Source organism: Streptomyces sp. LX-29 (assembly GCF_029541745.1).
GTDB lineage: Bacteria > Actinomycetota > Actinomycetes > Streptomycetales > Streptomycetaceae > Streptomyces.
Window position 1 is genome coordinate 6,606,820 of sequence record NZ_CP089746.1, and the last position, 14,111, is coordinate 6,620,930.

The following is a 14,111-nucleotide window of genomic DNA, read 5'->3' on the forward strand; positions in this document are numbered from 1 at the left end:
CCGCCGGGTTGGTTCCCCCTGATTCGGCGCCGGACGCTGCCGTATCAGCTCCCGACGGGCTGACGCCCGCCGCGTCGGCCCCCGGCGGATTGGTGCCCGCTGCGTCGGCTTCCGTGGGGTTGCCGCCCGTTGCCTCGGCTTCCGTCGGGCTGACGCCCGCTACATCGGCGGCCGTCGGGCGGACCCCCGCCGCGCCGCTCTCCGCCGGGTCGGCTCCCGCCGAACCAGCGCCGGCCCCCGCCGAACCGGCTACGGCGTCCCCCGCATCGGCACCCGCCGCCGCGGCCCGCCCCCCTGTGGCACCCGCCCCTGCGACACCCGCCGCCGCGGCCCGCGCCCCCGCGTCCCCCGCAGCCGGGGTGACGTCGGCGGGCACCGCGCCGGGAGGGGCCGCGGCGGTGCCGCGCGTGGCTGGGGCCTCGCCCGCCTGTGTGGAGCCCACGAGGTCCGCCGGAGGGGCCACGGCCGGGACGTCGGTGGACGGCGCCGGCTCGGTGCCGCCCAGTCTGGGGACGCCGGTGGCCGGCACCGGCTGGGTGTCGCCCGGCCTGGGGACGGCGCTCGCCGCGGCGCTCCCCGAGGCGTCCGCCCCGGCGCGCGTCGCCGGCCGTACCGGGTTCCGCGGTGCGCCCGCGGGCGCGTGGGCCCGCGCCCTCGCCGTGCCGGAGGTCCCCTCGTCCACGCCCGTCACTGCCGCCTCCGCCCTTTGGTTCCACTGCTCTGCGCGCCGGTCGCCGCGTCGTATTCCAGTGGACCCGCGCTGCGCTTCATGGTACGTATAACGGAGCTAGTTATACGTAAAACGTCACTGCGTGTGGGGGAGAGGGACCGACGATGGCAACGGGTTACGGAGAGCTGTTGCGGACGCGCCATGCGGCGCGGCTGCTGAGCGGGACGCTCATCGGGCGACTGCCGAACGCGACGGCCCCGCTGGCCGTGGTGCTGTTCGTGCGCGCCGAGGGCGGCAGTTACGCGCTCGCCGGCGCGCTGTCGGCGGTGTACGGGGTGGGCAACGCCGTGGGCCAGCCGCTGCTGGGACGCGCGGTGGACCGCTACGGGCAGCCGCGGGTGATGCTGCCCGCCGCCGTGCTCTCCGCGCTCGGCATGGTGCTCTTCGCCCTCGTCGGTCTCGAACCGCTGCCGGTGGCGTACGCGGCCGTGCTGGTCGCCGGGTTCTTCACCCCGCCGTTGGAGGGCGGGCTGCGGGCGCTCTGGCCCGACGTGCTCAAGCGCGACGACCGGGTGCACGCCGCCTACGCGCTGGACGCCGTCGCCCAGGAGGTGATGTTCGCCGTCGGCCCGCTGATGGTCACCCTGCTGGTGGCGGCCTGGTCGGAGGCGGGCGCGCTGCTCGTCATCAACGCCATCGGGGTGCTGGGCGCCCTGTCGGTGGTGGTCTCGCCGCCTTCGCGGCAGTGGCGTCCCGCGCCGCGCGAGGCGCACTGGCTCGGCGCGCTGCGCTCGCCCGGACTCCTGGTGCTCCTCGGCTCGTTCCTCTTCATAGGCATCGCGCTGGGTGCCATCGCGGTCGCCTCGGTCGCCTACGCCGACGAGCACGGCGGCGGGATGGTCTCCAGCTATCTGCTCTCCGCGCTCAGCGCCGGCGCGCTGATCGGCGGGGTGGCCTACGGTGCCCGCGAGTGGCCCGGCGCCTCGGAGCGACGGCTGCAGCTGCTGGTGGCGGTGCTCGCGGTCGGCTATCTGCCGCTGATGCTGGTCCCCGGGGTGCCCGCGATGACCGCGCTCGCCCTGGTCGCCGGTGTCTTCCTCGCCCCGGCCCTCGCCTGCGCCTTCGTCGTCATCGACCAGCACGCCCCCTCCGGCACCGTCACCGAGGCGTTCTCGTGGCTGGTGACCACCTTCGTGGTCGGCAACGCGGTCGGCACCGCGATCGCGGGCCCGGTGATCGAGGAGAGCGGCATCAGCGCCGGATTCGCCGTCCCGGGCGCGGCGGGAGCGGTGGCGCTGGTGGTGCTGATGGCCGCCCGCCGCTTCCTCGTCCCGGCCGTCCGGCCCGCCGGGCGCGTGGTCGCCGACTCCGCCGGCGGTGGCACCGCGGGTGAAGCCGAGGCGGAAAATGATCGAAACGGTGCCGTCGAACCCGGTTTCAGCGCAGGCCGTCAGGCGTAATGTTCAGTCATGGACCGCCGCATTTTCGGGCTGGAGAACGAGTACGGCGTCACATGCACGTTCCGGGGACAGCGCCGACTGTCTCCCGACGAAGTGGCGCGCTACCTCTTCCGCCGTGTCGTTTCCTGGGGCCGCAGCAGCAATGTCTTCCTGCGCAACGGCGCTCGCCTCTATCTCGACGTGGGATCGCACCCGGAATACGCAACTCCCGAGTGCGACAACGTGACCGAGCTGGTCACCCACGACAAGGCAGGCGAGCGCATCCTCGAGGGCCTGTTGGTGGACGCGGAAAAGCGCCTGCACGAGGAGGGGATCGCAGGCGACGTCTACCTGTTCAAGAACAACACCGACTCCGCCGGCAACTCCTACGGCTGCCATGAGAACTACCTGGTGGCCCGTCACGGAGAGTTCTCCCGCCTCGCGGACATCCTGATTCCGTTCCTGGTGACCCGCCAGCTGGTGTGCGGTGCGGGGAAGGTGCTGCAGACCCCGCGCGGCGCGGTCTACTGCGTCAGCCAGCGCGCGGAGCACATCTGGGAGGGCGTCAGCTCGGCCACCACCCGCTCCCGACCGATCATCAACACCCGTGACGAGCCGCACGCCGACGCCGAGCGCTACCGCCGGCTGCACGTCATCGTGGGCGACTCCAACATGTCCGAGACCACGATGCTGCTCAAGGTCGGTGCCACCGACCTGGTGCTGCGCATGATCGAGGCGGGCACCGTCATGCGCGACCTGACCCTGGAGAACCCGATCCGGGCCATCCGCGAGGTCAGCCACGACATCACCGGACAGCGAAAGGTGCGGCTGGCCAGCGGCCGCGAGGCGTCGGCGCTGGAAGTCCAGCAGGAGTACTACGAAAAGGCCGTCGATTTCTGCGAGCGCCGCGGAATCCGCACCGGCACCGTGGAGCGCGTCCTGGAACTCTGGGGCCGCACGCTGGAAGCCGTCCGCACCCAGGACCTCGACCTCATCGACACCGAGATCGACTGGGTGATGAAATACCGGCTCATCGAGAGATACCGGGCCAAGAACAACATCACGATGTCCCACCCCCGGATCGCCCAGATAGACCTCGCATACCACGACATTCACCGTCGCCGGGGGCTGTATTACCTGCTGGAGAAGCGCGGACAAGCGGCTCGCATCTGCAACGACTTGAAGATCTTCGAAGGCAAGTCGGTGCCGCCGCAGACGACCCGGGCCCGGCTGCGCGGCGATTTCATCCGCCGGGCGCAGGAGCAGCGCCGCGACTTCACCGTGGACTGGGTCCACCTCAAGCTCAACGACCAGGCGCAGCGCACCGTGCTGTGCAAGGACCCGTTCCGCTCCGTGGACGACCGGGTGGAGAAGCTGATCGCCGGCATGTGACCGGTGGCGGCCGGCGGCCTCGCCGCCGGCCGCCGGGCAACGCCGACCGGCCGGGGCCGGGGCCGCAGACGCGCCCCGGCCCCGGCCGTACGCATGTCCCGCGGCCGCCGCCCCCACGCACGTGCATCCCCGGCTGCCGCCCCAGGCCGGCCTCCGCGCCCTGCGCGTCGGCCGTGCGTCGACTGTGGGCCGCCTGTGTGGCGGGTGTGCGGGGGCTGTGAGTGCCCGCCGCCGGAACGCCGACGGGCCCCTCCGCGTTCCTCGTACGGGCCCTGTACTACGACGTAGAGTGGCCGCCAATGCCCCCGCAGGATCTATCGAACGAGGACTCTCCGTGCGCCGTCGCTCCCTCCTTCTCGCCGTGCCCGCCGGTCTGCTCACCCTCGCGGGGTGCGGCGACGACAAATCCGGATCCGACAAGGGGAGCAAGGCATCCCCCGCGCCCGACGGCCAGAGCCCCGCGCCCACCGGCAAGGTCGTGAACGGCCCGCTGCCCGAGGTGACCTCCGGCACGAAGTTCGGCGAGAAGCCGAAGATCGCCAAGGGGAGCGGCAAGCCCTCCGCCGACCTCGCCGTCAAGGCGTTGATCTCCGGCGACGGCACCACGGTGGCCAAGGGTGACTACCTCCAGGTGAACTACCTGGGCCAGATCTGGGACAGCGCCAAGGTCTTCGACAACTCCTACGACCGGGGCAAGCCCGCCGTCTTCCAGATCGGCACCGGCCAGGTCATCCCCGGCTGGGACCAGGCGCTGGTGGGCAAGAAGGTCGACAGTCGGGTGGAGATGGCCATCCCGCCGAAGCTGGGCTACGGCGACCAGGGCAACCCGCAGGCCGGGATCAAGGGCACCGACACCATGGTGTTCGTCGTGGACATCGTGAACACCTTCGGCCCGACCAGCTCCGCCCAGGGCAAGAAGGTCCCGCAGAACGACGCTGACGTGCCGAAGGTCTCGGACAACACCGACGGCAAGGCGCCGACCATCACCGTTCCCAAGGGCGACGCGCCGAAGAAGCTGATCTCGGAGTACGTCATCGAGGGCGACGGCCCGAAGGTGAAGGCCAGCGACGGCGTCCTGGTGCAGTACAAGGGCGTGCTGTGGGACGGCGGTAAGGAGTTCGACTCCTCGTACGCCGGCAAGCAGCTGGCCCAGTTCTCGCTCCAGCAGGTCGTGCCCGGCTGGGCCCAGGGCCTGACCGGCAAGAAGGTCGGCAGCCGAGTCATGATCGTGATTCCGCCGGAGCTGGCCTACAAGGACAAGAAGTCCGACACCATCCCGGCCAACTCGACGCTGGTCTTCTCGGTGGACATCCTCGCGGTTCTGTAAGACTGTGCGGGTTGCCCACAACGTAACAAGGAGCAATTTTCGTGAGCATCGACAAGCCTGAGGTCGACTTCCCGGGTGGCGAGCCGCCGGCCGACCTTGAGATCAAGGACATCTGGGAGGGCGACGGGCCGGTCGCCAAGGCCGGGGACTTCGTCTCCGTGCACTACGTCGGCGTCTCCTTCAGCACCGGCGAGGAGTTCGACGCCAGCTGGAACCGCGGCACCCCGCTGCAGTTCCAGCTCGGCGCCGGCCAGGTCATCGCGGGCTGGGACAAGGGCGTGCAGGGCATGAAGGTGGGCGGCCGCCGCCAGCTGGTCATCCCGCCGCACCTGGCCTACGGCGACCGTGGCGCCGGCGGCAAGATCGCGCCGGGCGAGACGCTGATCTTCGTCTGCGACCTGGTCTCCGTCTGAGGCGGACAGCAGCACACGAGGGCTCGTGCCGGCCGGCACGAGCCCTCGGCTTTTACCTTCGGACCCGCTAGCGGTACGGTCACGATCGATAGGTGTGATGAGAGGGGCGAAGGGCGTCGATGGCGATTGCCAAGGCCGAGCGGCTGATGAATCTGGCCCTGTGCCTGCTGGGAACCCGGCGTCCGCTCACCAAGCGGGAGCTCCGGACGTCGATCGAGGCGTACCTGCAGGCCGGCGCGGAGACCGCCGGAGCGGGCGCGGTGGACAGCGCTGCGAAGGACGAAGCCTTCAACCGGATGTTCGAGCGCGACAAGGACGATCTGCGCGAACTCGGCCTGGTCATCGAGACCGTGGAGAGCTTCGACGGCGAAATAGGCTATCTGGCCCGGCGGGACAGTAACCGACTGCCACCGATCACCTTCGACGCCGAGGAGGCCGCGGCGCTCGGTGTCGCCGCCAAGGTCTGGCAGCAGGCCCGGCTCGCCGGCGCGGCCAGCGGGGCGCTGCAGAAGCTGCGCGCCGCCGGGATGCCGGTGGCTGACGACCCGTACGACAGCGAGGCGCCCGCGCCGCACAGCGCGCTGGAGCCGCGCATCCCCACCCACGAGGCCGCCTTCGAGCCGCTGATGCTGGCCTGCCGCGACCGCCGCCCCGTGGTCTTCGAGTACCGAAAGGTCAGCGCCGCGCGCCCCGAGCAGCGGCATGTCGAGCCCTGGATCCTGGAGTGCTGGCGCGGCCACTGGTACCTGGCCGGCTGGGACCGGGACCGCGGCGCCGAGCGGGTCTTCCGGCTCTCCCGGATCACCGGCCGGGTGCGCTCCCGGGCCGGCGCCTTCACCGCCGAGGTCCCCGACCACGTCACCGTGCGCGAATCCGTCGAGGTCTGGGCGGGGGAGACCGCCACCGGCACCGCCCGGATCAGGCTGCGCTCCGGCCACGGCTATCCGCTCCGCGCCAAGGCGCTGACCACTCGCCCGCTCGGCGACGGCTGGGACGAGCTGGAGATCCCCTACGGACACGGGCTGGACGCCTGGCTGGTGGAGTTCGGCCCGGACGTGGTGGTGCTGGCCCCCGCCGAGCTGCGGACCGACGTGATCGAGCGGCTGCGCGCCGTGGCCAAGGGCTGAGAGGGACAGGACCGACTTCCATGGCTGGCAACGCCATCGACCAGACCCGCCGGATGCTGTCGCTGGTGACGTACCTGAGGGAGCGCCCCGGCGCCCGCGTCAGCGACGTCGCCCGCGCCTTCGGCATCACCGAGGACGAGCTCATCGCCGACCTCGACGTGCTGCCGATGTGCGGCACCAGCTTCCGCGGCGGCGACCTGCTCGACATCGACACCGACGGCGACCGCATCTGGTGGCACAACCCGGACGCCACCGGAACCAGCGCCGGGGAGCCGCTGCGGCTCGCCGCCGACGAGGCCACCGCGCTGCTGGTGGCCGCCCGGGCCGTGTCCACCCTTCCCGGGCTGCGCGAGGGCGACCGCCGCGCGCTGCTGCGCGCCACCGCCAAGCTGGAGGCCGCGGCCGGCGAGGCCGCCGGCGCCAGCTCCCGGCTCTCGGTGACCTTCGAGTCCGAGGGCGGGGTCTTCGCCGACGTCGACCGGGCCATCGCCGAGCGGCGCCGGGTGTGGATGCGCTACTACTCGCCCGCCCGGGACGAGCTCACCGAGCGCGAGATCGACCCGATCCGGCTCTTCGCCGTCGGCCACACCTATGTCGAGGCGTGGTGCCGGCTGACGGAGGCCCGGCGCACCTTCCGGCTCGACCGTGTCGCCGAGATCAGGCTGCTGGACGAGGCGTCCGACCCGCCGCCGATCGAGCTGCGCGACCTCTCCGAGGCCCTGGTGCAGCCCGCCGCCGAGGATCCCGAAGTGGTCGTGGAGGTGGGCCCCGGCGGGCGCTGGGTCGCCGAGTACTACCCGCACGACAGCGCCGAGGAGCTGCCCGACGGCGGCCTGCGGATCACCCTGCGCACCCCCGACCCCGGCTCGCTGCGTCGGCTGGCGCTGCGGCTCGGCGGCGACGGCCGCATCGTGGCGCCCGCGGAGCTGGCGACCAGCGCCCGGGACGCGGCGCGGCGGGCGCTGGCGGCGTACGGCGAGTGACGCGCGGCGCCGCGGAGACGCCCGTACCCGTGGGCTGGAGACACGTAGGGTGACGTATGGGAGGCACAACGTGACCGCCGAGGCGAACGCCGTCCGTGCCGGCTCCGCGGCCGGCGCCGTGGTCTTCAAGGCCGGCTGCCCGCAGTGTCGCGCCCGGTTCGAACTGGGAGCGGACGCGCTGCGGTTGGCCATCGGCGCCAGCGCCCGCACCACCTTCTACTCCTTCACCTGTCCGGACTGCGGCAGCGCGGTGCGCAAGCCGGCCGGCGAGCGGATCGTGGAGCTGCTCACCGGGGGTGGAGTGAGCACCCTGCGGCTCCACTCGACGGCGTGACGCGGGCGCTTCGCGCCCCCGGTAGGCTCCCCCCATGCTCTGGCCGATGCTTGCTATCGCTCTCGCCTTCTGTGGAATCGCCGTGCTCGCCGTGCTCGCCGCGCGGGTCTTCGTCGAGGTGCGGCGGCTGTCCCGGCAGGTGGGGGAGAGTTCGCGCCAGATCTCGCGCGCCGTGGAGGACCTGGAGCGGGCCGCGACCCCGCTGGCGGCCCACGTCGACGCGCTGCGACGGGACTGAACGACCCACCGCGCGGGCCGCGCCGCACGGACCCCTGGCCGTCATCCCGCTGGACGCCGTGCCGCGGAGACCGATGAACCACCGCGCGACGGAACGCCCCGCCCGCGCGGACCGCACCCGGACCCGCCGTCCTCCACCCTCCCGCGCGACACCCCTTATCGAGCGGTCGAACGCGAGGCAAGCCTCGCGCACTGGCGAAGGGTGGCGCTCTGGGGCGCGCTCTCTTGTGGCGCGCCCCCGAGCGGTAGGCTGCTGGTCGCAGCACTGACAGCGATGACCAGCGGGGTCGATGGCTGGTCCGCAACCGGGCGTATGCACAGGGATTGCCCTGTATTTACCCGTGCGGGTTACGATCGCTGCCAGCACTAGCACGCCAGTCCGATCCCCACGGCCGGCAGAAGGTAACGCCGCCCCGGCGAGAAGGTAGTAGCACATGAACCTGAGGCCCACTGAGATCATCCTGATCCTCGTCGTGATCCTGCTGCTCTTCGGCGCCAAGAAGCTTCCCGACATGGCCCGGTCGCTCGGCAAGTCGGCCCGCATCCTCAAGAGCGAGGCCAAGGCCATGAAGCGGGACGACGAGGCGGAGGGCACCAAGCCCACCGACGCCGCCGCCCAGCAGCAGGCCGCCGCGCCGAAGACGATCCAGGCAGCCCCCGGTGATGTGACCAGCTCCCGCCCGGTCGGCGAGCCCGCGGACCGCACCACCCAGAGCTGACGCCGGCAGAGAGAGCCCGCCGCGCTGGCGCCCCTTCGGACGTGACGCACGTCCGGAGGGTTGAGCCGGTGACGGCCTTCGCACGAGACGAGGATGTGGGTTGCTCAAGCCTGCCCGCAAGCAGAAGCCGAACCCCGAGGGGCGCATGCCCCTCACCGAGCATCTGCGTGAGCTGCGTAACCGCCTGCTGAAGTCGGTCATCGCGATCGTCGTGGTCACGATCGTCGCGCTGATCTACTACAAGCAGATCGCGGAGTTCATCACCGACCCGGTGATCGACAAGGTCGGGTGCCCCCCGGGGCAGACCGTCGCCGAAGACGGCGATTCCTGCGCCCGGATCACCGCCAACGGTCTGCTGGCCCCCTTCACGATCATGCTGAAGGTCTCGCTGGCGACCGGTGTGGTCGTCTCCAGCCCGATCTGGCTCTACCAGCTGTGGGCGTTCCTCGCGCCCGGACTGCACGGCCACGAGAAGAAGTACGCGCTGAGCTTCGTCGCCGCCGGCGTCCCGCTCTTCCTGGGCGGTGCCTACCTCGCGTACGCGATCCTGCCGACCTCGTCCGCCGCGCTCGTCGGCCTCACCCCCGACGGCTGGGACAACCTCTTCCCGGCCGACGAGTTCCTCGACATCGTCACCCGGCTGGTCATCGTCTTCGGGCTCGCCTTCGAACTGCCGTTGCTGCTGGTGCTGCTCAACCTCGGCGGGGTCCTCACCGGACAGCGGATGCTGAGCTGGTGGCGGTTCATGGTGGTGGGCATCACCGTCTTCGCCGCCGTCGCCACCCCGACCGGCGACCCGCTGACCATGTCGGTCCTGGCGGCGCCCATCGTGGTGCTGTACTTCGCCGCCACCGGGTTCTGTCTGCTCAACGACCGCCGCCGGCGACGCGCCAACCCCGACGCGGGGCTGAGCGACGACGAGGCGTCCGAGCTCGACCTCACCCCGGAGGACGTCGGCGACGTCGAGCCGGTGTCCGCCTCCCGCTCGCGCTCCGACCAAGTGGACGGCAACGATCCGGCCAAGCGACACGGCTACGACGACATCACCTGACCGCGATCGTCCGCGCGGACCCGGTAGGGTCCGCGCGTGACCTGCGACATCACTCTCTTCGTCAATCCCACGGCGGGCCGCGGACGCGGCGCGCACGCCACTCAGCCGGCCGCCCGCGCACTGCGGGAGGCCGGCTTCGGCGTTCGTACGGTGCTGGGCCTGGACGCCGAGGACGCGCTGCGCCGGGCGCGCGAGGCCGTGGCGGCCGGTACCGGGGCGTTGATAGCCGTCGGCGGGGACGGCATGACCTCGCTCGCCCTCCAGGCCGTGGCCGGGACCGACACCCCGCTCGGAGTGGTCGCGGTCGGCACCGGCAACGACTTCGCCCAGGCCACCGGGCTGCCGGTGCGGGACCCGGTCGCCGCGGCGCACCGGATCGCCGCCTCACTCAAGGAGGACGGCGGGCGCCCCGTCGACCTCGGGCGGGTGGGGGACACCTGGTTCGGCACCGTGCTCGCCTCCGGTTTCGACTCCCGCGTCAACGACCGCGGCAACCGCATGCGGTGGCCGACCGGCCGGTTCCGCTACGACGTCGCGATGGTCGCCGAGCTGGCGGCACTGCGGCCCATCCCGTACCGGATCCGCCTCGACGACGGCCCGGAGCGGGAGGTCGAGGCCACCCTGATCGCGGTCGGCAACGGCAGCTCGTACGGCGGCGGGATGCGCATCTGCGGGGACGCCCGGCTGGACGACGGGCTCTTCGACATCACCGTGGTCGGCCCGTGCAGCCGCGCGACGCTGCTGCGGGTCTTCCCACGCGTCTACCGGGGCACGCATCTGAGCCACCCGAAGGTCACCACGCACCGCGTCGCGAGCGTCACGCTGAGCGCCGAGGGGCTGACCGGATACGCGGACGGGGAGCCGCTCGGTCCGCTGCCGCTCACCGCGCGTACGGTGCCGGGCGCCGTTCGTGTCCTGGGCGTACGTTGACCGAACGCGCCACCGGCGGACCGGCGCTCGCGCCGCGCGGGCGAGGCGCGGCCGCGCCCCGGGGTCGTGCGTGGCTCCCCGCCCTCCGGGCCCCGAAAAAGATCGCGTGCGCTGTCAGAGGTGGCCGGTAGGCTCGTACGTACGATGACCGACGAGCAGCTGACTCCCGCCGAGCGCTATGCCGCGGCCCGCCGCCGGGCGGCCGAGCAGGCCACCGCGCTGGCCCCCTTCCGCGAGATGTACGACTTCGAGCTGGACCCGTTCCAGATCGAGGCGTGCAAGGCCCTCGAGGCCGGCAAGGGTGTTCTGGTGGCCGCGCCCACCGGCTCCGGCAAGACCATTGTGGGCGAGTTCGCCGTCCACCTGGCCCTCGCGCAGGGCCGCAAATGCTTCTACACCACGCCGATCAAGGCGCTGTCGAACCAGAAGTACACCGACCTGGTCAAGCGCCACGGCGCCGACCGCGTCGGCCTGCTGACCGGCGACAACAGCATCAACTCCGAGGCGCCGGTGGTCGTGATGACCACCGAGGTGCTGCGGAACATGCTGTACGCGGGCTCGCAGTCCCTCTCCGGCCTCGGCTATGTGGTGATGGACGAGGTGCACTACCTCTCCGACCGCTTCCGCGGCGCCGTCTGGGAGGAGGTCATCATCCACCTCCCGGCCTCGGTGACCCTGATCTCGCTCTCGGCCACGGTCTCCAACGCCGAGGAGTTCGGCGACTGGCTGGACACGGTCCGCGGCGACACCGAGGTGATCGTCTCCGAGCACCGCCCGGTGCCGCTGTGGCAGCACGTGCTCGCCGGGCGCCGGATGTACGACCTCTTCGAGGAGAAGAGCCAGCGCGACGGCGGCCAGGGCACCGGCCGCCGCGAGGTCAACCCCGACCTGGTGCGGCTGGCCCGGATGGAGAACAGCCGACCCACCTTCGGCCGCGACAAGCGCCGAGGGCGCAACGGCATGCGGGAGGCGGACCGCGAGCGCGAGCGCCGCCAGCGCAGCCGGCTCTGGACGCCCGGCCGGCCCGAGGTCATCGACCGGCTCGACGCCGAGGGGCTGCTGCCCGCCATCACCTTCATCTTCAGCCGCGCCGGCTGCGAGGCCGCCGTCCAGCAGTGCCTGTACGCCGGGCTGCGGCTCAACGACGACGCGGCGCGCGCCAAGGTGCGGGCCATCGTCGAGGAGCGCACGGCCGGGATCCCTGACGAAGACCTCCATGTGCTGGGCTACTTCGAGTGGCTGGAGGGCCTTGAGCGGGGCATAGCCGCGCACCACGCCGGCATGCTGCCGACCTTCAAGGAGGTCGTGGAGGAGCTGTTCGTCCAGGGCCTGGTCAAGGCGGTGTTCGCCACCGAGACGCTGGCCCTCGGCATCAACATGCCGGCCCGCTCGGTGGTGTTGGAGAAGCTCGTCAAGTGGAACGGCGAGCAGCACGCCGACATCACCCCCGGTGAGTACACCCAGCTCACCGGCCGCGCCGGGCGGCGCGGCATCGACGTCGAGGGTCATGCGGTGGTGCTGTGGCAGCGCGCCATGGACCCGGCCGCGCTGGCCGGCCTGGCCGGCACCCGCACCTATCCGCTGCGCTCCTCCTTCAAGCCCTCGTACAACATGGCGGTCAACCTGGTCTCGCAGTTCGGGCGGCACCGCTCGCGCGAGCTGCTGGAGACCTCCTTCGCCCAGTTCCAGGCCGACAAGGCGGTCGTGGGCATCTCCCGGCAGGTGCAGCGCAACGAGGAGGGCCTCAGCGGCTACCGCGAGGCCATGACCTGCCACCTGGGCGACTTCGAGGAGTACGCGCGGCTGCGCCGCGAGCTGAAGGACCGCGAGACCGAGCTGGCCCGGCAGGGCGTGACGCAGCGCCGCGCGGCCGCCGCGGCGGCGCTGGAGAAGCTCCGGCCCGGCGACGTCATCCACGTGCCCACCGGCAAGTACGCGGGCCTGGCGCTGGTGCTGGACCCGGGCGTCCCCGGCCGGGCCGGCGGGCACCGCGGCTTCGAGCACCACGACGGGCCACGCCCGCTGGTCCTCACCGCCGAACGGCAGGTCAAGCGGCTGGCCTCGATCGACTTCCCGATTCCGGTGGAGCCGCTGGAGCGGATGCGGGTCCCCAAGTCCTTCAACCCGCGCAGCCCGCAGTCCCGCCGCGACCTGGCCTCCGCGCTGCGCACCAAGGCCGGCCACCTCGACGTACGACGGCACCGCAAGGACCGCTCCGCCGCGGCCGACGACTCCGAGATCCTGCGGCTGCGGTCCGCGATCCGGGCACACCCCTGCCACGGCTGCGACGAGCGCGAGGACCACGCCCGCTGGGCCGAGCGCTACCAGCGGCTGGCGCGCGACACCCGGCAGCTGGAGCGGCGCATCGAGGGCCGCACCAACACCATCGCCCGGACCTTCGACCGGATCTGCGCGCTGCTGAGCGAGCTGGGCTACCTCCACGGCGACGAGGTCACCGAGGACGGGCAGCGGCTGGCCCGGCTCTACGGAGAGCTGGACCTGCTGGCCAGCGAGTGTCTCCGCGACGGCGTGTGGGAGGGGCTGACCGCGCCCGAGCTGGCGGCCTGCGCCTCGGCGCTGGTCTTCGAGGCGCGGCAGGCGGACGACGCGGTGCCGCCCAAGCTCCCCACCGGCAACGCCAAGCAGGCACTGGGCGAGATGGTCCGCATCTGGGGCCGACTGGACGCCCTGGAGGAGAACCACAAGATCAACCAGGCGGAGGGGGTCGGGCAGCGCGAGCCCGACCTGGGCTTCGCCTGGGTCGCCTACCGCTGGGCCTCCGGTCATGGCCTCGACGAGGTGCTGCGCGAAGTCGACATGCCCGCCGGCGACTTCGTGCGCTGGTGCAAGCAACTCATCGATGTGCTCGGCCAGATCGCCCAGGCGGCCCCGCCCGGCGGCACGGTGGCGCGCAACGCCCGCCGCGCGGTGGACGGATTGCTGCGCGGCGTGGTGGCGTACAGCTCGGTGGGGTGAACCCCGACCCACCTCGTGGAGAGGGGAGACCCCGCCTGACGGGGCCTCCCCAAGGTGAGCATTCGCGGCGCCGGCCCGCGCGGCGCGGAGCACGCCGTGCCTGTGCGCGCTGCGCGCCCGCGGTCGGATGGCCGCGGGTGCGGTGTCGGGGTGCGCGGGTGCGTGTGATGGCCGGGCGTGCGGGCCCCGCATGCGCGGGTGTGCGGGACCCATGCCCGGGTGTGCGGGACGGTAGCCGGGGTGGGCGTACCCGTACACACGGCGGCCCCCGCGCGTCCGCGTGTTGCGCGGGGGTTGGGGTTGGGCTGCGGCCCGTGCGTCCGCGTGATGCGCCGGGGTTGGGCTGCGGCCCGTGCGTCCCGCGCGATGCGCGTGCGTGAGGCCGCGGCCCGTCTGTCCACGCGGTGCGCGGGGGTTACGCCGCGGTCCGTGCGTCGACGCGATGTGCGTGCGTCAGGCCGCGGTCCGTCTGTGCGAGACGATGCGCGTGCGTGCGGCCGCGGCCCGTCTGTC

General features: G+C 72.3%; 12 protein-coding genes. All 12 read left to right on the top strand.

What is annotated here, in order from left to right:
- Positions 1 to 834 precede the first annotated feature (834 nt).
- The 12 genes from LRS74_RS27855 (at position 835) to LRS74_RS27910 (ending at position 13,598) form a co-directional block, all read left to right on the top strand.
- The gene (locus tag LRS74_RS27855) at positions 835 to 2,130 is read left to right on the top strand and encodes an MFS transporter (RefSeq protein ID WP_277743567.1); all 1,296 of its coding nucleotides are present in this window, start codon (positions 835 to 837) and stop codon (positions 2,128 to 2,130) included.
- A 9-nt stretch (positions 2,131 to 2,139) separates the two neighbouring features.
- The gene (pafA, locus tag LRS74_RS27860; protein WP_144384895.1) at positions 2,140 to 3,501 is read left to right on the top strand and encodes a Pup--protein ligase; all 1,362 of its coding nucleotides are present in this window, start codon (positions 2,140 to 2,142) and stop codon (positions 3,499 to 3,501) included.
- 334 nt (positions 3,502 to 3,835) lie between these two features.
- Positions 3,836 to 4,828 (top strand): FKBP-type peptidyl-prolyl cis-trans isomerase, encoded by a 993-nt coding sequence (locus LRS74_RS27865; protein WP_277743568.1) that lies wholly within the window; start codon positions 3,836 to 3,838, stop codon positions 4,826 to 4,828.
- Between the two features lie 41 nt (positions 4,829 to 4,869).
- Positions 4,870 to 5,241 (top strand): FKBP-type peptidyl-prolyl cis-trans isomerase, encoded by a 372-nt coding sequence (locus LRS74_RS27870; RefSeq protein WP_144384893.1) that lies wholly within the window; start codon positions 4,870 to 4,872, stop codon positions 5,239 to 5,241.
- Positions 5,242 to 5,360: 119 nt separating this feature from the next.
- The gene (locus LRS74_RS27875) at positions 5,361 to 6,368 is read left to right on the top strand and encodes a WYL domain-containing protein (RefSeq protein WP_277743569.1); all 1,008 of its coding nucleotides are present in this window, start codon (positions 5,361 to 5,363) and stop codon (positions 6,366 to 6,368) included.
- A gap of 20 nt (positions 6,369 to 6,388) precedes the next feature.
- Entirely contained in the window at positions 6,389 to 7,351 is a 963-nt protein-coding gene (locus tag LRS74_RS27880; RefSeq protein WP_277743570.1) for a WYL domain-containing protein, read from the top strand.
- 70 nt (positions 7,352 to 7,421) lie between these two features.
- Positions 7,422 to 7,685, top strand: a complete 264-nt coding sequence (locus LRS74_RS27885; protein ID WP_144384890.1) for a hypothetical protein — start codon at positions 7,422 to 7,424, stop codon at positions 7,683 to 7,685.
- 34 nt (positions 7,686 to 7,719) lie between these two features.
- The gene (locus LRS74_RS27890) at positions 7,720 to 7,923 is read left to right on the top strand and encodes a hypothetical protein (RefSeq protein ID WP_144384889.1); all 204 of its coding nucleotides are present in this window, start codon (positions 7,720 to 7,722) and stop codon (positions 7,921 to 7,923) included.
- 433 nt (positions 7,924 to 8,356) lie between these two features.
- Positions 8,357 to 8,641 (top strand): Sec-independent protein translocase subunit TatA, encoded by a 285-nt coding sequence (gene tatA / locus LRS74_RS27895; RefSeq protein ID WP_277743571.1) that lies wholly within the window; start codon positions 8,357 to 8,359, stop codon positions 8,639 to 8,641.
- Positions 8,642 to 8,741: 100 nt separating this feature from the next.
- Positions 8,742 to 9,692, top strand: coding sequence for a twin-arginine translocase subunit TatC (tatC, locus tag LRS74_RS27900; RefSeq protein WP_277743572.1), 951 nt, complete (start codon positions 8,742 to 8,744; stop codon positions 9,690 to 9,692).
- A 36-nt stretch (positions 9,693 to 9,728) separates the two neighbouring features.
- Entirely contained in the window at positions 9,729 to 10,622 is an 894-nt protein-coding gene (locus tag LRS74_RS27905; protein WP_277743573.1) for a diacylglycerol kinase, read from the top strand.
- 144 nt (positions 10,623 to 10,766) lie between these two features.
- Positions 10,767 to 13,598: a DEAD/DEAH box helicase gene (locus LRS74_RS27910; RefSeq protein WP_277743574.1), complete on the top strand. Its 2,832-nt coding sequence runs from the start codon at positions 10,767 to 10,769 to the stop codon at positions 13,596 to 13,598.
- Positions 13,599 to 14,111 lie beyond the last annotated feature (513 nt).